Raw genomic sequence first — 25,554 nt, 5'->3', positions numbered from 1 at the left:
TATCCATTAGTTCAATTGGTATCTTTACTAATAGTATTGTCAAACGGAGGTTGAGCAAATTCTATATACTGCTTAATCATTTCAACTACCTCATCTTCACCAAGTGTACTAACATCCAAACATAGATTGTAATTTTTTGAAAGGCCCCATATTTTACCTGTATAATATTTATAATGTGCTAAACGTTTTTTATTAATATCATGCACATGTTTTAATGCTCCTATTTTATCAAGATGCTCACGTTGCATTATCTGCTGTACTTTAAAATCCTCTTTTGCATATAAAAATATATTATAGCAATTGCGAACATCTTTCAAAATATAATCAGCACATCTTCCGACAATTACACAATTCCCCTTGCTGGCAGCCTCCTTAACAATCTTCGTTTCAATCACATACAACTTGTCCAATTCAGTTTGTTCTTCTGTCAATGCTTGATACTGCGAAAACAAATCATACAGAAAGCTATTTGTCATCGTCTCTTCTTTTGCTTCTATATATGCTTCCGGTAAATTAATCTCTTGTGCTGTCCTTGCAATAATACTTCTATCAAAATAATCAAATCCTAATTTTTCTGCTAATTTCTGCGCAATCTGTCTTCCACCACTTCCGTATTCCCTGCTAATTGTAATAACAGTATTATTCGCATATTCTTGAACAGCTTCTGCTTCACTTGCTTTTTCAACCAGGAAGTCCTCAACAAATGTTAACTTTCTCTTTAAGTACCGTGCGATCAACCCTACAAGTAATGCTGCTATAATAGTTCCTTCTCGCACCCCTTCAAGTTTGTGAAATAAAATAAATCCTATAATACCTGCAATAATTGTCATAGACGAATCAAATACAACCTTCGTCTTACCAAAATCTTTATGGAATGTCATTGACACTGCCTTTACAAATGATTCACCTGGTAACATTACTACATCAGCTGCCATCTCCATATAAACACCTACGCCTAATATTATGCATCCTACAATTAGAAAGATAAACTTTACTATATACATATCAGGATTCATAAAAGATAACTGTTCCATCGTTAAATCAATAAACCAAGAAAATAGAAAAGATACTGGTATCTGTAATAAATAATGTTTTGGAAAATTTTTACGAAGTAATATTATTTGCATAATAACCAACAAAATGCTTATGTAAAGAGTAAACATCCCTAGTGTCGGTCTAAAACCAAGGCTTAATGTATATGGAATACTTGAAATAGGTGATGTGCCCAGGCTTGCTTTCGTTATGAAACTTACACCAAACGAGTTTACAAATAGTCCTATAAAAAATAAACCATATCTTTTTAATAGCTCTTTCTGGCTCATTGTAGTCCCTCCGTATCAACCATATTGCAGCATATTTTATAAAATATATTCATAAATTGCTCTCTTTCTTCCATCTCAATCCCTTCAAATACCGATTCTTCTATTTCAAGAAATTTCTCTGCTACCATTTTCGCTTTTTCTCTTCCACTGTCTGTTAAGTAAACATAACTAGAACGTCTATTTCCTTTCTGTATATGCCGTTCTATCAGCTCTTTTGCTTCCATACGTTCCAATATTCCTGTAAGTGTAGCCGGATCTATTTGACAACCATATGCAATATCCTTTTGTATACTTCCATCATGTAATCCTAGATAGTCTAATATTTTGGGTTGTCCAGGTGTTAACCCTATTCCTGTTAACTTTATTAATGCTTTTTTCTGAAGCTGTGACTGATTAATCATACTCAAATAATGAAAACTTTTATCCATATTCCCTCCTACTGTTAGCTTACTAATTGTTTGTATGCTAACTATCTGTAACGAAATATAAGTATATGTTTATTAATTTGATATGTCAACCAATTATTCAAGTGCAATTTTGATGCCTAGCAAAAAAATCTCAAAACTGATATTATCATTATATCAATTTTGAGATTTATATTTTTAAGATATTCTATAGTGATTCTTACAATTTTCTCAATTTCTATTCTATCCATTCTTTGATTGGAAGTTTTATTGTAAATATTGTTTTCTTTTCGTAACTTTTTACATCTATTGTTCCATTATGTAATTCAACGATATTCTTAGCAATTGCTAGTCCCAAACCAGCACCTCCATATTTAGTACCTCTGGAAACATCAACTCTATAGAATTTTTCAAATATATGCGGTATTTTTTCTTCTGGTATTTCATCACCAGTATTTTCAAAAGTTATCGTCAGAAAATTTTCCAGCTTTATTACTTCAATTTTAATATTTGTATTATTATAGCTATAATTCACTGCATTTTTAAGTAAATTATCAAATAGCCTTGCAAAATATCATCAAACCCTTTCTTGTTTACAGACATTCCAAACTCTGCCCAGAAATCAAGTTTATAATTATAATCCATCATATATTTTAAAAGTTGATAATTTTCTTTTTTAGATTTACTAGCATTATTTGCTACTCCAAACGTCTTGATCGATGCATTATACCCTTTTGCCTCACCAGTACTTGGAACGCCTGTAAATATGAGTGAGTCATTATAATTAGAGTCTAGCATTGAACTTAAAATTGGGAAAAACACCGGAACTGGACCATTATAAAAATAGGAAGAATCCAGACCAGTTCTTGCGAAACCGGTAACAGTTGCATTTGAACTTTCACCAGCTTTTATATGTTGGTCTACAAACTCTTTCAAAACACTTGAAATGTAGTTTCTTCTGATAAGATAGAACATTGTTCATAAAGTCCTTATAAGTCATAGGGGAATCAAGATTTTTAATTTGCAATTTGTCTGCGACACTCTTTTTCATTCCATAAGCGGTGAATTTAAATGTAAATGGAACTATGTATTGTTTACCATCTGTCTTGATATTTTCAATTACATTTTTAAAATACTTATCATCTGTATAAGTTTCATCCTTCGAAAAATAAGAAGAAAGGTCAGCAAAATTATCGCCTTTACATGATTTATACACATCAAGTGTCGTAGAATCGGAAAAAAGAATTACATCCGGTCCTGTACCTGTTGCCATATCTGTGGCCAGTTTTTCAGAAAGTTCTTCTTCTTTTTCGAAAGCCACCATATTAAGTACAATTTTTGTATTTAACTGCTTATAAAATGTTAACGCTTCTTCAAAATATGCTGTATTCTTGACATAATAAACAGTTAATGTCTTTACTCCTGTTTCTGGTTTCTTTACTAAACATGTGAAAACAGTTATTCCAATTGCGATCGCTACGAGTATACTCACTATAGCTATTTTCAATTTTCTACTAATCTTTTTAATTCTCATTTTTCCCCGCTTTCTAAATTCATACCATATTCTTTGTGTCAACATCGTCAAATGATTAATAATTAAACGATCGAAGTTTTGATTATAAAATCATCTGCATTGATACGCTTAATTATATCAATTACAGTTTTTCATATTTTAAGATATCCTATATTAAATCTTACGATTTTCTTAAGAATGATTACCGCAAAACATAAAATGCCACTGTGGCAGTTAATCCCACAATGACATTTCTATTAATAATCATTAGAATCCATATCGGGATCTCCTTGATGCCATGAAAAAAAGCACCTCCGAAGAGATGCCTATATTCCTTTTATATTATCTAATTTAATGAAATTTTATCTAACGGTATACTAAGGGCTTTGTTTTCTCTATTCTAACTCAAAGAAATCATCCACAGTTTGAATCATTTCTCCTGTGATATCCACAATCTCATCTATCGGAATCCTTGTTCCATCCTGCATAATCACAACACGTTCGTATCCATCAATTTTCTTTACAGTTCCCCTCACGCAGATATAAGCCCCACCTGTTTTCATTGCATCTGGTCGAAAGAATACAAATTCTATCTCCTGCTTTCTGCCTAACTGTTCCTGTACAATTCTTAGTTTTTCATCTAATATAGTTTTTTCAGCCTCATCCAGTTCTATCCTATGATCTGTCAGTCTTGCAGTCTCTTTGATTGCTCCATCATAACCTACCACCGCTGCAAATGGAGCAAACTGTGCAGCACGGTCAAGCACAGACATATGCTCACGACTACCAGAGACATGATGCTGTAAGTTGATGATATCGTCGTATTGATGCTTATCTTTATTATCTTCTTTCATTTCCTGTCCCCTTTCGCATATTTATAAGTGTACCATTTATTATTTATGGCTTATGACTTATGCCTTATTCCTTATGCCTTATTCCTTATGCCTTATTCCTTATGCCTTATTCCTTATGCCTTATTCCTTATGCCTTATGACCTCCGATTTGATTGTTTCTTTCCATTGTCATGGCTCCTTCTTCCAGGTTCGTACCTTTTAGTATGGCATTTTTTCCATATTTTTTCTTTATATCAAGGATAGCAAGTTGCATCTTCTTTTCCCGTAGCAATTGAGCATCTTCTTCTTCTTTTTCCTTTTGCTTGGATTCATAATCTGTAAATAAATCAAGCTGTTCATAAGGTTTGTCTTTTGCTACAGTGTTTTCACCCACCACATGATTTGCTGTAATGTTTATTCGCCTAACCAATAAGTTCTTATCCACAATCCGGGAATATAAATCCATAACAGCATCAATAATTAGCTTTGTTGAGGATGTCTGACGACTAATATTTGCTGTTCCATGTGCATGTTTTGGAACCTGACGTCCATAGTGATCTGTCGTTATTGGTCCATGGTATTTTCTTCTTAACTCTGAATTACTTAGATTTTCAATATCATAGCCTACTGTTAGAACCATTTGATCAGTCACAAGACCTTTATTAACCAGATCAAGTACTAGAAGATCTGTCATTTCACGTACAATCAGTCTTGCTTTTTCATAATTATATGGACACTGTAGAACCTGTCCCGAGCCAGTACTGTTTGTAGTTGGTTTATATGTCTTTACCTCTGCAATTGTGCAGGGTTCCCAGCCCCACGCATGGTCAATTAAAAGTTCTGCATTTATTCCAAATAACTTGTATAGTAAATCTTCATTATAATACTCATTCTTCTTTCCAATGGAACACCTTGCCACATCACCCATTGTAAACAACCCATTCTCTTCTAGTTTCTTGGAATACCCTCTTCCAACACGCCAGAAATCCGTCAGAGGTTTATGGGCCCAAAGAATTTGTCTATATGCCATCTCGTCTAGTTCTGCAATTCGCACTCCATCTTTGTCTGCCGGTATGTGTTTCGCTACTATATCCATTGCTATTTTACAAAGATAAAGGTTTGTACCGATCCCGGCTGTTGCAGTAATTCCAATCGTTTGAAGGACCTCATGTATCATCTTCATTGCCAGTTCTCTGGCTGAAAGATTCGCTGTCTGCAGATAATGAGTCACATCCATAAATACCTCATCTATGGAATAGACGTGAATATCCTCTGGTGCAACGTACTTCAAATATATATTATAAATGCGTGTACTGCACTCCATATAGGCTGCCATTCTAGGCGGCGCTGTAATATAATCTAGAGACAATTCAGGTGATCCTTTTAATTCAGTCTCATCGAAAGAAGAACCTGTAAATGAATAATTAGGTGCTTTGCTCCTCCTAGTTGCATTTACTTCTTTCACTTTCTGCACAACCTCAAATAGCCTCGCTCTTCCTGGAATCCCGAAAGATTTTAATGAAGGAGTTACTGCAAGACATATTGTTTTTTCTGTTCGACTCGCATCTGCAACTACAAGATTAGTGGTTAATGGGTCAAGCCCACGCTCCACACATTCAACAGAGGCATAGAAAGATTTGAGATCAATCGCGATATATATATGATTTTCCTGTTCCATTCGTTTGCCTCCTATATTTTTTTAATAAATTGATTATATATAAATTGTTTTATATTTATTACAATTCTTTCTCATATCAATTGGAATTCTTGGATTACGCCTAATACTTAACACTATGAATGCATTAGAATATTTGTAAGTTCTGCGCCGGTGCTAAATTATATCTTCTATATATATAGTTATTCCCATAATTCTAGAAATACTATTATAACGCTCATTCATATCTGATTTTTTATTATTGATGAAGGTTGTTGATGAAGGATTATTACTTTTATGCAAAAATAAGAACACTTGTTCTTTTACATTTTTAGTATAACATTTCTTCTAGCTAAATACAACGCAAAAAAGGAGATATTCGGCGACTATTTTCGCCAGAATATCATCCTCTTTATTATTTGCAAAATCCTAACCATATAAATCCAATTTCACAAAAATATATCTGTTATTCCTTTAAAACCATATTTTGATAATATAGCTTGCAATCCTGATTTTACTTCTTCTCTGCTAAAATCATGCTCTAAAAGGAAATCTTCATCCATATCATTTAAATATGAATAAAACAATATGGCTATTTCCAAATCTTCCTTTTCCCTATTTTCAATGATAGAATAAAGTTCATTTTCTGAATTATTAATATCCCCTTCATCAATCCTATTTTTCAATTTATTAAACAGATTTTGTTTCTGCTCATTTTCAAATAGCTTAGCAGTTTGTGAGTCCGCATCAATATTAAAAAGTAGCTTTAGTATTACCCTAACCATTTCTTTTATCATTCGTATAATATAGTCTTGCTCAAACATTTTAATCTCCTTTCTGCAATAGATATTACAGAAACGATTTAATCATCCATACGCACCCTTATTGATACTAATGTTTGATGTGGTGGTGCTTTTGACGAATGTATAATAAAACGCAACAACAATATTGTTATAATAATTAACAGCCAAATATTAAAGATTCGTATATTCTCTTTTAAATTAATAGTTCGCTGTATATCTTGTTGTTCTTGGGCTGTCTCTCTTTCCTCAACTACAGCAATCTTAACTTCACCAAAAAATCCTTGCAAAATCAATATACCGCTTGGAATAATGGCAACAGAAATAGACACTGTAAACAACACAATTAACAATCTTATCAACAAACGCTTTAATTTATATTGATTATTGTTTAAATATTCTGTACTCGAATCCATTACATCACCACCACATATTTAAATTTGTTATTGTATCATTGACTACTTTCTTTACACGCCTTTCAATAATATCATTAGTTTCTCACCATAAAACAGTAGGTTCTCGTGCTCTGTAAGTAGCCATAAGGCAAGAAAAACATTTGATACCAATGCTAATAAATAGTAATATTATTATATTCCCCAATTAATATTAATCACATTCTCTAATGATTTGATATCATTTTTATAGTTTTGCGATGTGTGATCATTGTATTTAACATTTACTTCTGTTTTACCTGAAAGAATATCATTATCAGTTTTAAGATAAATCACACAATCACTATTAGATATGTACCAATCATTTGCATTCAAATAATTAAGGTTTAGTAAGATATCCTTTCCATATTCATTTAATCGTTCTTGGGGAATTGTTATAGTAAATTTGTACATCCCATAATTTCCACCAGCCGTAGTAAACGTTCCATTTTTGGAATTTACCTCACAATCTTTTTTTTCAAAAATACAGCTTGCGATTAAATTATCAAGAGATAATTCTTTATCATCAATAAATATTTTTACATTAATTGTTGTACGATTGCCATTAAAAAAATAGCTTTGGACTCTCGGCATTTTAATAATAAAATAAAAAGCAATTCCAAGTATTAAAAAAAGCAAAAGTACTATTACCAAGATTTTATGTTTTGAGTTCATAATTTTGTCATCCTCTTTTCTATCATATAAAACAGATTATCCCATCTGTATACAATATATACTTTTAAATTTCACTCTAAATAGCTAAAATTCCAACTTTCATCCAGCTGATAGGAATAAGCCTTCTTATAAATCATACGTGTCGTCTTGAAAAATGAAACGCATTTTCCCATAATATTATAAAGATAATCAACAATACAGCCAGATAAATCAAAACTCCAAAGTGAATGTATGTAATTGCAAAATGAACTCCGGCCATGATGCTAAGTACTAGAAGTAAAAGCATTGACACCCCCACATTACTCTGCTGTATTGAATCAAATTGTTTTGAAAAAGGTAAAGATTTCTCCATAAATATGAAGCATAAAATACTGTATATGCTTGATGCCACAAAAACCACAAGAATATCAGGAATAATCCGCACACCAAAAATCAAGATAAAAATGATTGCCTCCAGCACATATAGCGGAACAAATAGTCTGACCATAAATGCCTTCATAGTTCCATGAAAGACCTGCTTGAAATCCTTGATTGGCAGTACCTTATAAATCCATGCCGCCTTATAATTCTCAGAACACCCCATTAGCATAATCAATGTTGGAAGCATCATGCCACAAAAGTAAATGAATAAATAGGTCCGTCCCTTGGCTAGCTCGTGAAGACCGGACTCAGCAGCTCTTTGAATAATAAAAATAAAAGGAAAAATCAAAGAAAATCCCAAGGATGGATATACCTTTAATTTAAATTGTCTTTCATTATTCATCATATCCTTTGCAAAGCGAAAAAATATTCTTTCCTCACGACTTCTGCAGAAAAGTCTAAGCAATACCCCTTCAGATTGTTTCTTCCTCTCTTTTCTTTTTATAGAATTGTTTCCCATCTTAAGAAGATATTTCTCAAACATTGGGATTTTTTTGATATATATATAAATAGAAATAAGCGGTATTACTACTGCCATTGCAGTATAGGTAACTAAATAAAAATTCATCTCTGCCTTTTGAAGTATTTGAAAAGGTGCTGCAAACCAAATAGGAATCACCAAATACTGCCACCAGCTTGGAACAAATTCAATACGAATGTCAATCACACTAAACATCCTTCCGATTAACTGATAACTAACCATTACAACCATTGCTAACACAATCTGGATATAATTTATAATATCCTTTAATTTCTCACCATCAAAATATTTCAAAATAAAAAAATATACAAAAGTAGTAAAAATAATACTGATGATATCAATGAATATCAGGGAAACCAAAAACAAAAGGAAAAACACTGGTCCCTGTACCACAACAGATATAAGCAATGCCGGTCCACACAATGCTCCAGTAAGACAAATCATATATATTAATATGTGAAGTGTTTTTGCCATACTTAACGTTTTTCGGTCAACCGGCCGAACACCGATAATATTTCTGTCACGAATATCCAACAATACAGAAGAAAAATCTGAAATCAAGGAAGTGATTACCAAAAATATTACAATTCCAAAAACCATACCCATTTGAAATAAATAATTATTTTTCATAATGATAAATGGAATCAAAATCACGCCCATAATCAAATACATCCAAAGTGACCTTAAAAATTGATTTTTATTCATAGAATCAGACTGATTCTTTCCAGAACCAAATACAGTCGGAACTCTTCTGCCATCCATAAGCAACTTAATATATAATATAATTCTCATCGTTTCATAATCAATTCCCATTTTTTTAAAAAGGGGGCTAATTCTGTCTAACAGAGCTAAACTTTTAAATTTCATATAGCCTCCTCGATAATAGAAACGAATTCCCCCGCCAGCGTCTCATATTCGTCAAAACCAGTGATTTGATTAAAAATTTGCTCTAAAGAGCCTTCGCTAGATCTATCTTTCAGTTCTTCAAAACTGCCGTCAGCAGCAATCTGTCCATTATTAATCAAGATAATCCGATTACTGATTCTCTCTACCACATCCATGATATGGGAGGAATAAAAAATCGTCTTTCCCTGCCTGGAAAGATTCAATAAGATTTCCTTAACAATCATCACGCTGTTTGCATCTAACCCACTTAAAGGTTCATCCAAAAACAAAATATCCGGATTATGAAGCATACTTGCAATCAGTAAGATCTTTTGTTTCATGCCCTTGGAATAAGAATTAATACGGGAATCATAGACATTATCAATTCCAAAAATCTTCATCAACCGTAAAGCTTTTTCATCTACCAGTTGATAGGATAATCCATACAGCGCCCCAATAAAGGTTAGATATTCTCTAGCTGTCAGATTATCATAAATATCTGCCACTTCCGGAACATATCCAATCTTTCTCTTATATTCAATCGGGTCTTTCGAAATATCATTTCCAAGTACCTTTACTTCGCCCGTATAACCTTCTACAATTCCTAAGATAATTTTTATGGTTGTACTTTTACCCGCTCCATTAGTGCCGATATAGCCAATAATTTCACCTTTATGTACCTCAAGGTTGATCCCCTTTAATACTTCCTTTGCTCCATAACTCATCCGTAGATTTTTAAGTTCAACTGTTACATTCTCTCCCATTTCCCCTTAGTTCTCCCTTTTTTTATTTATAAAAAATTCATCAATAGACTAATATTATTTTATCATATTTTCCAAATTTTACAAATAAAAAGTTTACTACCTTTGGGTTTTTCTCTCCTGACTCACAATATTTTGAGCTAATCTATTGGCATTTTCAAAAATATGGTTTTCATTTACAGTACAAAGGGTTCCATCTTGCGAAACTATTTTACCATCAATCATTGTCATTTTAGTATAACTGGAATTCCCCAAACATACCAACGATACAAGTGGATCATGACAACCTGCATATTCAAGTTTGTTTAAATCAAATAAGATAATATCCGCAGCCTTATTTTTTGCCAACCTTCCTGTATCAGTTCTTCCAAGCACGTCGGCCCCACCACGAGTAGCAATCTTTAAAATTTCATAAGCATTTAATCCATCTACACCGTATTTTAAATGATTCAACAAATATGCACGTTTTACTTCTTCTAACATATTTGAGCCATCATTGCTTGCACTACCATCTACTGCAATACTGAGGTTTCCCTTTTTAGAACGATAAATCTCCGTTGTTCTACATATTCCACTATTTAATTTCATATTAGAAGAAGGACAGTGAGCGATTCCCGAACCTTGTAAGTTGGCAATTTCTCTATCATTTAAATGGATTCCATGTGCAAACCACACATCCTTGCCAACCCATTCTAGCTCTTCCATCAGTTCAAATGGTCTTCTTCCATATTTTTCAATACAAAATTTCTCTTCATCCAGCGTCTCTGCAAGGTGCGTATGCATCATTACATTTAATTCTCGAGCCAAAATTCTGGTTTCAATCATCAAATGTTTGGTCACTGAAAATGGAGAACATGGTGAAAATGCAATTCTTGTCATTGCATAATCATCTATATTATGATATTGGCTGACCAATCTATGACAGTCTTCTAGTATCTTACTCTCACTTTGAACCACAGACATTGGCGGCAATCCACCTTGATCTATGCCTAATGACATAGACCCTCTTGTTGCATGAAAACGAATGCCAATCTCCTTTGCTGCTTTAATTTGTTCGTCAATTAACGTTGAGGGCTGATTGTTTGGAAATACATAGTGATGATCCGAAGTTAAGGTACAACCAGTTCGAACTAATTCACCAAACCCTACCATTGCACCATAGTATACGGCCTCCGGCGTGATATTTTTCCAAAACTCATAAAGGCCCACTAACCAAGGAAACAGTGGTTTTTCCTGTACCTCTTTTATACCGCGAAATAATGTTTGATATAAATGATGATGGGTATTCACAAACCCGGGTAGCGCAACTAATCCAGTACAATCAATGACTTCTGTATCGGCTGTACCTTCTAACGTTACTTTAATATCTTTTCCTATATTGGATATTTTATGTCCTTCAATCAGTATACTGCTATTTTGCAATATCTGTTCTTCATCATTGAAGGTGTATATTGTTGAAATGTTGCATAATAAAATTTTCTTCATAAGATTAACCTCCTAAATTATACGAGTATTTTAAGTGGTTAACTCGACACTTTATTTCTATATAAATGTGACTGTTAAGAAGAGATTCTTGAATAGTTACATTTCAAACTATAATATAGGGGTGGGGAAATTGCAAGTTGAAAGTGGTCGGGAAATTTTTATGAATTGACATGGTTTCATATAATATATATAATATGTATTACCAATTGGACATTTCACTTAAAAGTCAGAAACAAATATTCTTATTTCTTAGAGGAGAAATCAAAATGGATCTTAGACTACTAAAAGAAGAATCTTTAAGTCAGATTACAAAAAAAGAAATATATAAATATATAAAATCTATGGACATCAATGTTTCCAATAAACTGTTAAGAGAAGAAATTTTAGCTGAAATGTTGGGGGTCAGTAGAATCACTGTAAGAAGTGCATTAAATGAATTAGCCACAGAAGGTATTATTTTCCGAAGACAAGGAAAAGGAACCTTTGTAAATAAAGAAGCTTTGCTGATGAAAGTATCTCTTAACCCTATAGGTGATTTAAAACAAGTAATTATAGATAGTGGTTATGAGGTTGATGTTAAAATAGCCAATATAACTACTCGGCAGGGATCTGAAGATGAAACCAATAAGTTACAAATAAAACCCAAAAACAAAATTTTAGTGATTGAAAAAATATTTTACGCAAACAATAAACCTGCAATCTATAGTATTGATAGAATAGCGGAGGAGTTATTTGATAAAAATATTCAAAAAAAGGAACTAGAGCTTTCTATATTTGAATTATCCAAAAAAAAACTTGGGAGAAAAATAACTTGGGATAAGGTTGAATTGTCTACAGTTACAAGTGAAGAAAATGCAATTTTAAAAAAAAGCTTTCAAATTGAAGGTGTCAAATCATTTTTAAATTGTGATATCGTTAATTTTGATGATCATGATATACCCATTATTTATACCAATGAATATATTAATACAGAAATTATTCGATTCAACTTAATCAGACAAAAAAACTTCTTATGATTGGACAATCATAAGAAGTTTTTTTATCTTTTTTTACACTGCTCATCCCTTCGAAAAGAAAGTTCTTAAATATATATATTTTTTTAATTACATATTGACAATATTGTATTTAGGCAATACAATACAAAAATAGGTAATACCTATTACTCATTTTTATTAAAAGAATTAATCTGTTTTACTAGGAGGTGAAAATTTGAGCAAGAAAAATGATATTAATTATATTGTCAAATGTGTAGAGGTTTCACAAAGAGCAAGAAATAATGGTAATACACCTTTTGGGGCAATATTAGTTGATAGCGAAGGTAATGTGCTTCTGGAACAAGAAAACATTGAGATTACTGATTCAATCTGCACCGGTCATGCAGAAACTATGTTGATGGCATGTGCATCTCACAAATACACCAAAGATTTTCTTTGGAATTGCACATTATATAGTACCGCTGAGCCTTGTGCCATGTGTGCTGGAGCTATTTATTGGGGAAATGTCGGTAGAGTTGTCTATGGTATAAGCGAAAAAAGACTACTGGAACTAACAGGAGATAATGCTCAAAATCCTACTTTCGATCTTCCTTGTAAAGAAGTATTTACAAGAGGCCAAAAAAACATCGAAGTAGTTGGCCCTTTTCAAGAAGTTGAAGAATTAATCCTTAAAGTGCATCAAGGTTTTTGGAATTAATATCATGAAAATATTTTCAAGTGTCTACAAAAGTGTAGAGGAAAGCCCTTCGTAGGGTTTCTTCTACACTTTTTTTATGCAACATATCACGAATTAAAAAAAATCTATTTGGAGGAATGAATTATGAAAAAGAAAATTATTACATTATTGATGGCTATGGTTATGGTTATTACTACATTAACTGGTTGCAATTCTACCACGAAAGAATCAAGTGACAAAACAGCTACCGGATCAAAAAAATATACGGTAGCTATGATCTGTGATTCTAGCATTACTGATGGCGGCTGGGGCACTGCCTGTTACAATGCAATGTTAGTTGCTGCTAAAGAATACGGGTTTGAAACATATTATACCGACGCATTAGACTTTGCTGATTTTGAATCCGCCATACGTTCTTACTGTGATATAAACGTTGATTTGATCTTTGCACCTGGTGGCGAATTTTCAGATGCAGTAAAAGCTGCTGCTGCTGATTACCCTGATGTAAAATTTGCATTATTAAATGGTTCTCTTGAAACGAATAATATTGTTTCTATATTGCCAGATGCAAAACAAATCGGTTACATGGCTGGTTCTTTAGCGGGGCTAACGACAAAGACAAATATAATTGGCTTTATTGGTGGTATAGAACTAGACACAACACTAGATAAATTAAAAAATTACGAGATAGCTGCAAAAGCTGTAAATCCGAATATTCATGTTGTTTCTGCATATGCAGGATCATTTAGCGACGCTGCAAAAGGCAAAGAAATTGCAAATGCAATGGTTACAGTAAATAATGCCGATGTTCTGTTCGGTGATGCAAGCGCCGTTGATTCTGGCGCACGTGAAGCATTATCCAATTATACGGATCGATACGATATTGGTCAGCCAAGTGATTTGCTCGCAGATCAAAAGTCTAATGTTATCATCAATAGTGTAGTTACTGACAATTCTATAATGGTTGGCCTTTGTATGTCAGACATTATTAATAATTCCTTCGGCAATAAAACCATTTATGGAAATCTCTCAAACGGCTCTTTGAATGTAGGTATCTTTTCTAAATCAGTACCAGAAAACATTAAGACTCAGTATCTTGAGATCATTGAAAAAATAAAAAATAATACTTTCATTCAATAAAGTTTCCAAATATTATAAAAAGACACCTCCTATAATAATTAATTATTATAGGAGGTGTTGTATATTTTTACACCCACAAAGCATTTAAATATAAATCAATCATTTCTTTCAGAAGCTCTGGTTTTTTATCATAATTTAAAGCTGCCTCTGGGTTATAAATTAAATAAAAACGAAACATTTCAATATAACTTAACATAGCTTCTATAGAAATATTATGTTTAATTATACCTTCATTCTTTCCTTCATTGAGTAATGTTACTATTTCCCTCTCAATTAAAACAAACTGAGATTCTATAGTGTTTTCACCCTTTTCCAACTGACTACGAAAAGATTCTGCCATAAAATTAGCAGTATGATTTCTATAATAATTCACTACAGTAAAAAACAACTTTTCAAACTTGTCTTGTATACTTATATCACTTCCCATAATAGACATTATTGCTTCATAATAATTATCCCAAAGTTTTTTTAATAATTCTTTTTTTAGATTTTCTTTACTTTTAAAAAAATTGTAAATTGAAACCTGAGATACTGAGGCCCTAGTCGCTATATCAACTATACTAACTTTATTAAACCCATATTGTTTAAACAATTCAAGTGCTGCATACAATATAGCTTCTTCTTTTTCTTGTCTTCTTCTTTCAAAACCATTCATTTTATAACTCTCCTAAAATATGAAATTTATTTATAATTATATTATATAACTCTTGAAAAATCAAGAAGTGTAATGTATAATCGTTTTTATACTTATGAAATATATTAATTATATAGTTACATATCTTACATATTTTACGTATTATAAGTAATATATTTATTTAAGGCAAAATTTAAAACAAAAAGAGGAGCAAAAAGATGAAAAAAAGAATTGTATTACAATCTATAATTATTTTCACACTTTTATTAGTACCAGCTTTATATGCATTATTATTTTTAGGAGCATACTGGAATCCAACTAGCCATATGTCCAATATTCCCATTGCTGTAGTCAATAATGATAAAGGAACTATAGTGAATGGAGTAAACAAAAATATCGGAGATAATCTTGTAGATAACCTTAAGTCAAATAATCAAGTGAATTGGATATTTACAAATAAAGAGGATGCAGATGAAGGCGTTATTAGTCAGAATTATTATGCAGAACTTATTATCCCCGAAAATTTTACAGAAAACATTTCCAGTGCGGGAAGTGCAGAAAAGATCCAGGGTACTATATATTTCAAATCAACTGATAAAAATGGTATGTTGGCATCCTCAATATTATCCAACCTTTCCACCAGTATTGAAAGAAATATCAACAAAATGATTTCAGCAAATATAGTAGAAAACCTTTCGATAAATCTCCAAAGTTTTCCTACCAGTTTAAAGTCATTAAGTGATGGGTTGGATAAATTAGATAAGGGTTCTGCACAGCTTCAGCAAGGAGTATTATCAGTTTTGCCGGTGCCGAATCAAATTAGTGACGGACTTGCACAATTGAATTCCTCAATTAAGCTTATAAAAAGTTCCGTAGACAATTCTGTAGTTCAGTTGTCAAATAGTACCGCAGCAATGCAGGGCCTCGGTCAGTATGTATCCCAGCCTGTAAGAATTGAAAATACAAAAATCGGTGAGGCCGAAAATACAGGTACAGCATTGACTCCATTTATGACGTCTCTATGCCTATACATTGGTGGATTAATGATTATGATAACAATATTTAGTCTGGATAACATTAAATTCAAAGAACTTAATATTACTCAAAAAATTAACATAGATTTCGGTTTATTCCGATATCAGCTTATTGGAATAGCCCAAGCTATTCTTATTGCTTTTTCTATACATACCCTATTAGGGCTTAAGGTTCAAAACACAATGCAATTTTATGGTGTCTGCATACTTGGGTCATTGGTATTTACAACACTTATACAAGTGTTAGTTATGCTATTTAAAAGCTTTGGTAAACTTCTTTGTCTGTTGTTTATGATGTGTCAGTTAACAGCCGGAGGTGGAGTATTGCCTCCGGAAATCCTTCCTAACTTCTATAAATTCATGCATCCATATATGCCAATGACATATACCATTAACGCACTACGCAATGTAATTCTAAGCATTGAATCTAGGAATTATCATTACAACTTATTTATATTAACTATGATAGCTGTTACATCGGCTTTACTTGTTATGCTAATTTCATTTGTAGAGCATAAAAGAATCTCTAACGGTATCATTAAGGAAGTTTTATAGCCTAAATACAACTTAAAAGAAAGAGATTTTGTGACTTTTCTATCACTAAAATCTCTTTCTTTTTTATCACTGATATATCTACAGACACAGCACCATTAAAAGGATATATTAATTCAATAAAATGATTTCTATGTAACATGTTCTTCTTTTATCTATCAAAATTTATTTTTAAATTTCTCCTTAAATAGTCAACAATTATTCTTTTTTAAATTTCTTTCATTGACAATAAACTCGCTATAAGGGTTACAAATATAGCTCCAATTACAGCTATTAAAATATTTTTCCATGGCATATTCCAATCAACCTCTTGTACTCCAATAAGCATTTTAAATATTTCTTAATCGCCTCAAGACCTTCATCCCCATAGGATACAAGCAAATCACTTCCAATTCTATAATCATTACCTTCCTTCATATCAAATGCGTCTTTTCTCAGCTCCTAATATTTATGATTGATGAACTATACTAGAAAAATGCTTAGTTCATTAATTGCTGTAAAATCTGTTAATTTTCTTTTTTAGTCGTCTCCTTAAAAAGGAATCTACTTAAAACAAAATATACAATTAAAGATATTACTATCCATAACCCCAAGCTTATTAATAGTTTGATATCAAATCCATCAACAAATGGATTATAACTTGCCATTCCAAGAGTTGAATTAATAGGTTGTGTAATAAAAGTAGTAAATAGATAGGTTAAAATTATTATTATGGTGTTTCTTTTGTCATTACTCAATTCATTCACCTCCTTTTCGATCTTTACCTCATAATATTCTACAAGTGTATACTAAATTATAGTTTTTATATACACTAATAACAACATAAATTTCATCCATTTCGACAACACCATATGTAATATCACTATTTATAACTAACATACCCTTACTTCCTTACTGCAACATTGTTAACATTCATAAATCAGACCTTTAATTGATAATAATTTATGATATATATTTATTCTCTAATAATGGTAATTTCAATACCACTTGTGCTCCACCTAGCTCAATAGAATTAGACAATTCTACTGTTCCATGATGCAATTCAATAAATGATTTTGTAATTGAAAGTCCAATACCATAATGATTTTTAGAATTTCTACTCTTGTCCTCACGGTAAAACTGTTCCGTTGCAGATTTTAATGCTTCTTTTGAAAATCCCCTTCCACTGTCTGCAATTAAAAATTGTAATACAGTTTCACTCTCACTAACTTTTAAAAGCAGTTTGCTATTTTTTTCTGAATGCTCAACTGCATTCGCAATTACGTTTATAATCGCTCGATATAAAAGTTCCTTATCAGCATAAAAGAACTCCGATACGGTTTCTATTTCATTCATAAGTTCTAGATTTTTTTCGGAAGCCAGCGCTTTTTCCTGTTCTAAAAGCTTTTGCAAAAACATTTTAGTTTCTATTTTAGCTGGTTTTAAAACCAATAATTCTTCTGACTTTGTCATATCCATAAGCACTTTAAGATAATGTTCAATCTCACGGCTACTATTTACAATATAAGTATTATATTTTAGCTGAGATTCGTCTTGACATACTTCATTGATTAATTCTGCATTCCCCTTAATAATCGTCAAAGGTGTATTAATATCATGTGCTAGTGCAGAAATTTGATTTTTCCTTGATCTTTCCATATCCCATTGTTTCTCTAAAGAACCCTTTAATGCGATTTTCATTTGATCCAAAGAGCCAATCACCTCTTCAATTTCACGGATGTCTGAATGCACCGTTTCAAAATCCAAATCCTGAGCTCTGATTTTCTCACTTACATTCATTAAAGTTTTTATTTCTTTGGAAAAATATCGACCAAATTTAGCTGATAACAGCAGTATTTCCCCTATAAAAATAAAAAGGAATAGAATACCTATCCATAATTCTGCATTTCCAAAATACTTTTTTAATAATGGGTTACTAAACTGCCCTATTAACTTATACGAAACAATACAAGTTTCATTATTCCTATTGAACACTTTATAATACTTGGTTCCCCATGCCACGTTTTGGTTAGCTTGCATAGCAGCCCAATAAGTATCTGCCTCTTTACTGGTGAAATTACCAGTAAGCATTTTACCCGTTTCAGTATAGACACCATATCCACAGCCCTCTGGTATCATATCCTTCGTTACTATATCTGCCTCCAATATTGTATTCCGATTACTTTCAATCTTTTGTTCCAAATAATTGGCAGGAAGTAAAATCCCCTTATTAAGCATAACTCCATATAATATGATATAGAACAAAAACAAACCAGCTGTAAGCAAACTAAAATATATAAAATATCTGATAAATATATTTCTAAGACTTCTTTTTCCTTTTAACACCATTTATATCCAATCCCCCAAACCGTTTCTATTGGAGAAGCATTTTGTTTTGCAAGTTTTGCTCGAATATTTTTTATATGCTCAACAACAGCTAAGCTGTCACTTTCTCCATTAAATCCAAATACTACTTCATATATCCTTTCTTTTGAAAACACCTGTCCATGATGAAGAGCCAGATATTCACTAATTTCATATTCACTCTTTGTCAAGCGAATCTGTTCATCTCCTAAAAAGAGTTCTTTTGCTGCCAAATTAAAATTAAATCCTGACGCAACAAAGCTATGATGTCTTTCCCTTTGGTCCCTGCGTAAATGTGCCGCTACCCTTGAACGCAATTCTGCAAGACCAAATGGTTTTGAGATATAATCATCACCACCGATACTTAGTCCTTGTACAATATCCTCTTCCATAGATTTTGCTGTTAGAAACAGGATTGGGCAATCTACAAGATTACGAATATTTCTGCATAGCGTAAATCCATCCATATTAGGCATCATAACATCTAGTAAAATTAAGTCATATTTTGAATACTGCTCCAATGGAAATATAGATGGATCAATCACTGTTGTAACCTGATGTCCTTGACTTAACAAAGCTGATTTTATCAACTCTAGTATTCCAGCTTCATCATCAATTGCTAATATATTTGCCAACTCATCACATCCTTTTCTCTATTATAACTTATCCTTTTCCAATTGAAACCTTTATCTTTTGCTAATAGGAATAATTTATCTATTGCTATTAGCAAATTACTATTCTTCATTTCTTCCTTCAAAATACTGAAACCAAAGAATACTTCCCACCAGCAAAATCAATGTCATAGCAAAACATATAATTGCACCGCTTTTAAATTCTTTTATAAAATTGCTAATGTCCCCAACACTTGTCTTACACTCAAGATAATAATCGCAAAATCTACCACTCCAACCACAGGGAATCCATTTCCAGGCTTTATCCCCCAGTTGTGTTAACATAATAGTTGAAATCAAAGTCTCTGCAATTCCAAGACCTATAGAAGCTCCCGTTCCAAATCTAAAACTACATATAATATGCAATATATATAGAAAAATTTCACTAAAGAATAGTATCAAAATCATATTGCAATAAAAAGTAATCGAAAAAGAATTCTCATGAAGTAAAAACTCTAATCCAAAAGCAAAGCCACCTACCGCAAGGATAATCGATCCAAATCCCATTAGAAGTAACATACACAGCTTACTGAAAAAGCTCAGATATTTTGTCTTTGCCATCAAAAGCACTTGAAAATGACCTGCTAAAGCTTCTTGATCTACTATCATTGCACTAATAATACCAATTAGCAGTGGAAATGCTCTCGATAGTGCCTGCATATATCCACTAACCTTAGCCTCTGTACTCCAACTTGAAAATGAATAGTAGGAAAGAAACAGAATAACTCCTATAATTGGAATTGCAACATGAATCCAAAAGATTGATGTATGACGGATTTTTTGAAAATCACCTTTTAAAAGGCGAAAAAATGATTTCATCTATTTTGCCTCCTGCCCTTTATACCATTTTGCTGTTATTACTGTCAAAATTAAGAACAAAATAATCGTTATCGTGACTCCAGGTAGGACTACGCTACTAGACAATAATTCCGGTTTATATGTAAAGCTTTCTTCAACAGCTGGTAGTCCATTGGGTAAAATCTTTAGAATAGGGCACATTAATCTACTTGGAATTGAATATGGAACAATCCACCAATAGCTTTCTGTAGCCGCCATGATAGCAAATACACTATAAGCACCAACATTAATTAATAAAGTTGGCAGCATTCCTAATTTAGTGCCAATGAACATGCAAATTGGAATCTGCCACATAAAAGTAACAACTAAAACGATCACTCCTAAAAACCCATTTAACATTGGAATTCTAAATGCATTCTTATAATTAGTAATTGCTCCTATCGCTGAAGTCCCTAAAAACAAAAGGAAACATGCTATAAAAGTCATAACCATACATACAAGGATTTTTGCAATCCATACTTTTTTTAAATTGATTGGAAGGGAAATCACTCCCATATTTTTCATTTTTTTATCCTTCATAGCTACTAATGTACATCCTAATGAAATCATTCCAGGAAGTATTAATGAATAAAACCAGTTATAACATTCCACTTGAAAATACATTCCTGGCATGATAAGCAATGCCAGCAGAATTGTAAACAATGGTGCAATAATAATTAGCCTTTCCGCAAAGGTATGCCTCATTTTTAAGGCCTCCGATTTAAAATAAGAATACATATCATTCGCCTTCCCTTCTGTATTTTCCTGCAACATCCATAAATAATTGTTCCAAATCCTGGCCCTTTTTAATCTCACCTTGGTACCCCAAAATTCCACCGGAAATAATTCCAATATGGTCAACTACCTGCTCAACTTCACTGAGTATATGGCTCGATAAAATCACCGTAATTCCTTGGTTTGGAAAAGAACGGATTAATTCCCTAAGTTCCTGTATTCCAAATGGATCAAGTCCGTTCGTTGGTTCATCTAGTATCAATAGCTTCGGATTATTCAGCAATGCAATCGCGATTCCTAATCTTTGTTTCATCCCCATTGAAAACTGACCAGCCTTCTTTTTCCCTGTGTTCTTCAAATCTACAATATGCAATACTTCATCAATTCTTTCATTTGGCAATCCTAAAACGGTTGTTCTTACCTTTAGATTCTCTCTTGCATTTAGGTTCTCATAAAGTGGCGCTACCTCAATCAAAGCTCCAATATCATTTAAACTTTTCCTACTCCATGGCTGATTTTCAAATAAGATTTCACCGCTGGTTGGGCGAAGCATTCCTGTCACCATTTTCAAAGTAGTGGATTTTCCTGCACCATTCGGTCCTAGCAATCCATAGATTGAATTTTTTCTCACTTCAAGGGAGATATCCTGTACCACCTTTTGTTTTCCAAATGATTTACAAAGATTTCTTGTTTCTAAAATTAATTCATTCATTCTTTTCATCCTCCATTTATGTTCACATCATAATTGAAAGTTATAAGAATTCTATAAGGATTTTGAAAAATAAATCCCCATATTTTTCTACGGGGATTCATTCATTAATAATAAAGCTAAGTATTCTTAAGCAACTTGATGGTTTCTAAATCCTCTAAAAGCAATTACCACTAATCCAGTTGCCGCCAGTATACAAAACAATGGAATAAAGTGATATGCTGGTACTAACCATTTCCCAATTCCATACATATAATTTGGGAATATATTTTTGCTTTGAATTATGCGACTAGGCAATAACGAATATATTTTATTTAATAAGCGATACTTTTCAGGTATCTGAACAAGCACAGGTATAATCGTTAACATAAAACATATAATAATTGCGCTAAATGATGTTTTCATTTTTGATGAAAGTACGCAAGTAATAGCCGTAGACAAAAGAGTTGCACATACTACACAAATAATATAAATCATTGTCAATTCTATATTATCCAATGGATAAACAACATTCTTCAATTTCAAAATGAGTTGTATTGGATTGTTCGCTCCACTTGTACCATATAGCATTAACACCACTGCCAGTTGAATTAGTAAATAAATAACCGATACCAATAAGGTAAACGAAAATGCCATAATCAGTTTTGCCCATATTTCTACTTGCTTACCATATTTTGTAGACAAGATTAAAGAATCCATTTTATTGCTATATTCACCACCAAAAATTGGAGCAATACAGATTGATATGCCAAATATAAGAAATATCATTCCATATGAATCCAACAATTCTCTAACCCGCTGCCATCCCCCATCATATGAATATGAAAACGGTATATCCATTTCTGCCTGATACACCATCAGTTTTTCTTCTTCTGCTTTTGTTAATAAATTATCACTTTCCAAATATTGTTTTTGTCTCTCAAGCAATAATGGATAGAAATTATCCATATCTTCCTGTGTAAGATGTGCAAGAACTTCTGTTGCATCATCACCTCCTGTATATACCACCGATAACAAAGGAATAATTGACTCATAAGGTTCTGTAGTTTCCTTATATATTTCATTAAGCTTAGTAACCTCACGCACATTGGAAGTTCTTTCTAAATACGATAAATTCGCCGTCTTCACCTCTTGAATCAATTCTGTATTAATTTTCCTTCCAGATAATGCAAGTGCGTTTTTTTTGTATTTTATCATATTTTCATAATTAGTTCCTGTTTTCCCATTATTTATATCGTTACCAATAAGCATCTCAACACTTCCAAATATACCGGCAGCCAAAAGAAGAAATAATATAATCCAAGTAGATCGCTTTTTGAATAATTTTATATATTCAAACTTAATAAGTATACCTAATTCTCGCATACTACTTCTCCTCCTTTTCTATTACCTGATCACTAAAATAGTATAAATACAAATCTTCTAAAGAAGCATCCATGAGCAGTGCATTTTTATCTGGTTTACTAGAACTTACAAGACGAAGAAGAACACCACTTTTCTCATTACGCACATTAATAATTGGATACTGTAACATTAACTTGTCCGCTTCTGTCTGAGAAACTATGCATTCCCATACCTTACCCTCAATTGATTTGAGGATTTTCGCTCTAGCACCTTGATGAATTAGTCTGCCCTCTTTCATAACTAAAATATTTTCTGCAATATGTTCTACATCTGACACAATATGTGTGGATAATAAAACCACTCTATCTTTACCAAGTTCAGATATGATATTTCTGAATTTAACTCTTTCCTTTGGATCAAGCCCACCTGTTGGCTCATCCAGAATCAGTATCTTGGGATTATTTAAAAGCGCCTGCGCAATTCCTAATCTTTGTTTCATCCCTCCGGAATAAGTCTTAATCTTTTTCTTTGCTACGGCCTTAAGGTTAACATTATCTAACAATTCTGCTATTTTATCTTTGGCCCTCATCGTTGGAATCCCTTTAAGAGAAGACATATATAATAGAAATTCAATAGCTGTAAAATCAGGATAATATCCAAAATCTTGAGGTAAGTATCCCAACTCATCCCTATAATCTTCACTTTTCACATCGCTACCATTGTATTGAATCATTCCACTCGTAGGTGTCATAATACCGCACATCATACGCATTAACGTGGTTTTTCCTGCACCATTTGCTCCAAGCAATCCATAAACACCCTGCGTTAAAGTGATTGACAAATTATCAACAGCAATTTTATTTCCAAACTGTTTTGTTACTCTATCAATAACGAGTTCCATTTGTTTTCCTCCATATTTCTAATTATGCGGATGGATTCCACTAACATTAAAACGAACAAAAATATACAGATAAATGCCCACGCCAATGTAAAACGACTTTCATATAACAAAACTCTATTCTTACTCAACACTAATAATATAAGCGAAACCGTTCCAGACGCGGTTGCGCAATAGTAAATGCACTCCCTTGCCTTAGTTTTCTTAATTAACCATAATGACAGATTACAGGTAAATAGATAAGGCACTAATAAATAAATACCTGTTCTTACAAATCCACCTTCAACTTTATCCATCATAAACAAAGCACTTGTCATTAATACTACTAAATTTGATATTCCAAGCCAACTCATTTTTACCAACATTAATGTTCCTAATGAGAACCTGGTGCTCATCTCAATCTCACCCATTCCATACCTTTTTGAACGTAATAATTCCATTGCAGAGACCAATGTAAGCATTGGTACAAATGCTGATACAGTAATGATTCCTGCAAACTGCATTTCAGTAAAATCATTGTACTTCATTAATAACTCCATCGTAACAAATAGAGCAATTGATATAAGCCACGTCCTACGTCTAATAAAAGCTAATTGATCAAAAGCAAATTGTGAAAATGTAGATTTGGGATATGAAAGTTTTGATAAAAACGCTTCCTTCTGTCTGGTTTTCGGCTGTACATATGCCTTTTTTAATTCTGATATTAATTGTTTCTTTTCTTTAAAATTCATGTGAAATCCTCCTCTCCTAATAATTCGTTCAGCTTTTCCAGTGCATTATTCATCCTTCTTCTAACTGAAAATCTTGAAAGATTCATAATAAATGCGATTTCTTTTATAGACAATTCATTAACAAACCGTAGCAGGATCAACTCCTGCAATTCTTCTGGCAATCTATTTACTGCCTGACGAACTACTATATTCATCTCTAAATTTCCCATATTATCAACTGAAACATCTTCAAGTAACTCTTCCCACTTCTCTTTTTTATAATAATTAATACACAAATTTCTTGCAATGGTATATAAATATGCCATTTGTTTCCCATGTTCTAAATAGGTGTTTTGACTGAAGTAACGAAGAAAAGTTTCCTGTGTCAAATCTTCTGCTATGTACTCATTATGAATTTTAAAAAAGCAATAACAGTTTATTTTATCATACTGTTCCTTTAAATCCGCTGACATCACTAAACCTCCTTCATAATGTATAACTATTCTTAAATGTAAAATGTGCGGCTATTCAAAAAAAGAAATCCAAAATAATAACTTCGGATCTCTTTTAACCTCTAATATCTACATCTGCATTTCACTACCTCAGGATAAT

At 32.4% G+C, this 25,554-nt stretch carries 29 protein-coding genes; 4 read left to right on the top strand and 25 right to left on the bottom strand.

Annotation, left to right across the window (positions count from 1 at the left end; genetic code table 11):
* Nucleotides 1-11: 11 nt before the first annotated feature.
* The 13 genes from BMY18_RS10055 to BMY18_RS09995 form a co-directional block, all read right to left on the bottom strand.
* Nucleotides 12-1,322: a cytidylate kinase family protein gene (locus BMY18_RS10055; RefSeq protein WP_092453591.1), complete on the bottom strand. Its 1,311-nt coding sequence runs from the start codon at nt 1,320-1,322 to the stop codon at nt 12-14.
* Nucleotides 1,319-1,750 carry a MarR family winged helix-turn-helix transcriptional regulator gene (locus BMY18_RS10050; RefSeq protein WP_092453589.1) on the bottom strand — a complete coding sequence of 144 codons (432 nt, stop codon included), beginning with the start codon at nt 1,748-1,750 and terminating at the stop codon, nt 1,319-1,321. The genes BMY18_RS10055 and BMY18_RS10050 overlap by 4 nt, the downstream gene beginning before the upstream one ends.
* Before the next feature lie 214 nt (nt 1,751-1,964).
* The gene (locus BMY18_RS10045; protein WP_092453587.1) at nt 1,965-2,261 is read right to left on the bottom strand and encodes a sensor histidine kinase; all 297 of its coding nucleotides are present in this window, start codon (nt 2,259-2,261) and stop codon (nt 1,965-1,967) included.
* The gene (locus tag BMY18_RS10040; RefSeq protein WP_092453585.1) at nt 2,258-2,662 is read right to left on the bottom strand and encodes a hypothetical protein; all 405 of its coding nucleotides are present in this window, start codon (nt 2,660-2,662) and stop codon (nt 2,258-2,260) included. Before BMY18_RS10040 ends, BMY18_RS10045 begins: the two co-directional genes overlap by 4 nt.
* A complete protein-coding gene (locus BMY18_RS10035; protein WP_092453583.1) occupies nt 2,625-3,260 on the bottom strand; it encodes an extracellular solute-binding protein in 636 nt (211 codons plus the stop codon). The genes BMY18_RS10040 and BMY18_RS10035 overlap by 38 nt, the downstream gene beginning before the upstream one ends.
* 374 nt (nt 3,261-3,634) lie before the next feature.
* Nucleotides 3,635-4,093: a YolD-like family protein gene (locus tag BMY18_RS10030; RefSeq protein ID WP_092453581.1), complete on the bottom strand. Its 459-nt coding sequence runs from the start codon at nt 4,091-4,093 to the stop codon at nt 3,635-3,637.
* 127 nt (nt 4,094-4,220) lie between these two features.
* Nucleotides 4,221-5,750 carry a Y-family DNA polymerase gene (locus tag BMY18_RS10025; protein WP_092453579.1) on the bottom strand — a complete coding sequence of 510 codons (1,530 nt, stop codon included), beginning with the start codon at nt 5,748-5,750 and terminating at the stop codon, nt 4,221-4,223.
* 425 nt (nt 5,751-6,175) lie between these two features.
* On the bottom strand, nt 6,176-6,550 hold the full coding sequence (locus BMY18_RS10020; protein WP_092453577.1) for a DUF6483 family protein: 375 nt from the start codon (nt 6,548-6,550) through the stop codon (nt 6,176-6,178).
* 38 nt (nt 6,551-6,588) lie between these two features.
* On the bottom strand, nt 6,589-6,942 hold the full coding sequence (locus BMY18_RS10015; RefSeq protein WP_092453575.1) for a hypothetical protein: 354 nt from the start codon (nt 6,940-6,942) through the stop codon (nt 6,589-6,591).
* A 171-nt stretch (nt 6,943-7,113) separates the two neighbouring features.
* The gene (locus BMY18_RS10010) at nt 7,114-7,632 is read right to left on the bottom strand and encodes a hypothetical protein (RefSeq protein WP_092453573.1); all 519 of its coding nucleotides are present in this window, start codon (nt 7,630-7,632) and stop codon (nt 7,114-7,116) included.
* A gap of 133 nt (nt 7,633-7,765) precedes the next feature.
* On the bottom strand, nt 7,766-9,400 hold the full coding sequence (locus BMY18_RS10005) for a hypothetical protein (protein ID WP_092453571.1): 1,635 nt from the start codon (nt 9,398-9,400) through the stop codon (nt 7,766-7,768).
* Nucleotides 9,397-10,182: an ABC transporter ATP-binding protein gene (locus BMY18_RS10000; RefSeq protein WP_092453569.1), complete on the bottom strand. Its 786-nt coding sequence runs from the start codon at nt 10,180-10,182 to the stop codon at nt 9,397-9,399. Before BMY18_RS10000 ends, BMY18_RS10005 begins: the two co-directional genes overlap by 4 nt.
* Before the next feature lie 96 nt (nt 10,183-10,278).
* Nucleotides 10,279-11,664: an 8-oxoguanine deaminase gene (locus tag BMY18_RS09995; RefSeq protein ID WP_092453567.1), complete on the bottom strand. Its 1,386-nt coding sequence runs from the start codon at nt 11,662-11,664 to the stop codon at nt 10,279-10,281.
* Between the two features lie 266 nt (nt 11,665-11,930).
* Between BMY18_RS09995 and BMY18_RS09990 the strand changes: the two genes are divergently transcribed.
* The 3 genes from BMY18_RS09990 (at nt 11,931) to BMY18_RS09980 (ending at nt 14,475) form a co-directional block, all read left to right on the top strand.
* Nucleotides 11,931-12,680, top strand: coding sequence for a GntR family transcriptional regulator (locus BMY18_RS09990; RefSeq protein ID WP_092453565.1), 750 nt, complete (start codon nt 11,931-11,933; stop codon nt 12,678-12,680).
* 193 nt (nt 12,681-12,873) lie between these two features.
* Complete coding sequence (locus BMY18_RS09985; protein WP_092453563.1) at nt 12,874-13,356, top strand: nucleoside deaminase; 483 nt, start codon at nt 12,874-12,876, stop codon at nt 13,354-13,356.
* 123 nt (nt 13,357-13,479) lie between these two features.
* The gene (locus BMY18_RS09980; protein ID WP_242941007.1) at nt 13,480-14,475 is read left to right on the top strand and encodes a BMP family protein; all 996 of its coding nucleotides are present in this window, start codon (nt 13,480-13,482) and stop codon (nt 14,473-14,475) included.
* 67 nt (nt 14,476-14,542) lie between these two features.
* Here the strand turns inward: BMY18_RS09980 and BMY18_RS09975 are convergent, their stop codons facing one another.
* A complete protein-coding gene (locus tag BMY18_RS09975; RefSeq protein WP_092453559.1) occupies nt 14,543-15,130 on the bottom strand; it encodes a TetR/AcrR family transcriptional regulator in 588 nt (195 codons plus the stop codon).
* Between the two features lie 197 nt (nt 15,131-15,327).
* Here BMY18_RS09975 and BMY18_RS09970 point away from each other — a divergent pair, with 197 nt between their 5' ends.
* Nucleotides 15,328-16,698 (top strand): YhgE/Pip domain-containing protein, encoded by a 1,371-nt coding sequence (locus BMY18_RS09970; RefSeq protein ID WP_092453557.1) that lies wholly within the window; start codon nt 15,328-15,330, stop codon nt 16,696-16,698.
* Between the two features lie 270 nt (nt 16,699-16,968).
* On the opposite strand, the gene BMY18_RS21035 is transcribed toward BMY18_RS09970, so the two are convergent.
* The 11 genes from BMY18_RS21035 to BMY18_RS09920 all read right to left on the bottom strand — a co-directional run bounded on the left by BMY18_RS21035 (nt 16,969) and on the right by BMY18_RS09920 (nt 25,415).
* Entirely contained in the window at nt 16,969-17,112 is a 144-nt protein-coding gene (locus BMY18_RS21035; RefSeq protein WP_170841369.1) for a hypothetical protein, read from the bottom strand.
* Between the two features lie 89 nt (nt 17,113-17,201).
* On the bottom strand, nt 17,202-17,432 hold the full coding sequence (locus tag BMY18_RS09965) for a hypothetical protein (RefSeq protein ID WP_092453555.1): 231 nt from the start codon (nt 17,430-17,432) through the stop codon (nt 17,202-17,204).
* Between the two features lie 205 nt (nt 17,433-17,637).
* Entirely contained in the window at nt 17,638-19,023 is a 1,386-nt protein-coding gene (locus tag BMY18_RS09960) for a sensor histidine kinase (RefSeq protein ID WP_092453553.1), read from the bottom strand.
* Entirely contained in the window at nt 19,014-19,673 is a 660-nt protein-coding gene (locus tag BMY18_RS09955) for a response regulator transcription factor (RefSeq protein WP_092453551.1), read from the bottom strand. Before BMY18_RS09955 ends, BMY18_RS09960 begins: the two co-directional genes overlap by 10 nt.
* A gap of 99 nt (nt 19,674-19,772) precedes the next feature.
* Nucleotides 19,773-20,528: a lantibiotic immunity ABC transporter MutG family permease subunit gene (locus BMY18_RS09950; RefSeq protein WP_092453549.1), complete on the bottom strand. Its 756-nt coding sequence runs from the start codon at nt 20,526-20,528 to the stop codon at nt 19,773-19,775.
* Nucleotides 20,529-21,284: a lantibiotic immunity ABC transporter MutE/EpiE family permease subunit gene (locus tag BMY18_RS09945; protein WP_092453547.1), complete on the bottom strand. Its 756-nt coding sequence runs from the start codon at nt 21,282-21,284 to the stop codon at nt 20,529-20,531. It lies immediately after the preceding gene.
* Nucleotide 21,285: 1 nt separating this feature from the next.
* Nucleotides 21,286-21,993 carry a lantibiotic protection ABC transporter ATP-binding protein gene (locus BMY18_RS09940; RefSeq protein WP_092453545.1) on the bottom strand — a complete coding sequence of 236 codons (708 nt, stop codon included), beginning with the start codon at nt 21,991-21,993 and terminating at the stop codon, nt 21,286-21,288.
* A gap of 126 nt (nt 21,994-22,119) precedes the next feature.
* Entirely contained in the window at nt 22,120-23,355 is a 1,236-nt protein-coding gene (locus BMY18_RS09935; protein ID WP_092453543.1) for a hypothetical protein, read from the bottom strand.
* Between the two features lies 1 nt (nt 23,356).
* The gene (locus tag BMY18_RS09930) at nt 23,357-24,235 is read right to left on the bottom strand and encodes an ABC transporter ATP-binding protein (RefSeq protein ID WP_092453541.1); all 879 of its coding nucleotides are present in this window, start codon (nt 24,233-24,235) and stop codon (nt 23,357-23,359) included.
* Nucleotides 24,211-24,963 carry a hypothetical protein gene (locus BMY18_RS09925; RefSeq protein ID WP_092453539.1) on the bottom strand — a complete coding sequence of 251 codons (753 nt, stop codon included), beginning with the start codon at nt 24,961-24,963 and terminating at the stop codon, nt 24,211-24,213. The genes BMY18_RS09930 and BMY18_RS09925 overlap by 25 nt, the downstream gene beginning before the upstream one ends.
* Nucleotides 24,960-25,415, bottom strand: coding sequence for an RNA polymerase sigma factor (locus BMY18_RS09920; RefSeq protein ID WP_092453537.1), 456 nt, complete (start codon nt 25,413-25,415; stop codon nt 24,960-24,962). Before BMY18_RS09920 ends, BMY18_RS09925 begins: the two co-directional genes overlap by 4 nt.
* Nucleotides 25,416-25,554: the final 139 nt, after the last annotated feature.

Source organism: [Clostridium] fimetarium (genome assembly GCF_900111235.1).
Classification (GTDB): Bacteria; Bacillota; Clostridia; order Lachnospirales; family Lachnospiraceae; genus Clostridium_N; species Clostridium_N fimetarium.
This window is presented reverse-complemented; position numbering and strand designations above follow the sequence as displayed.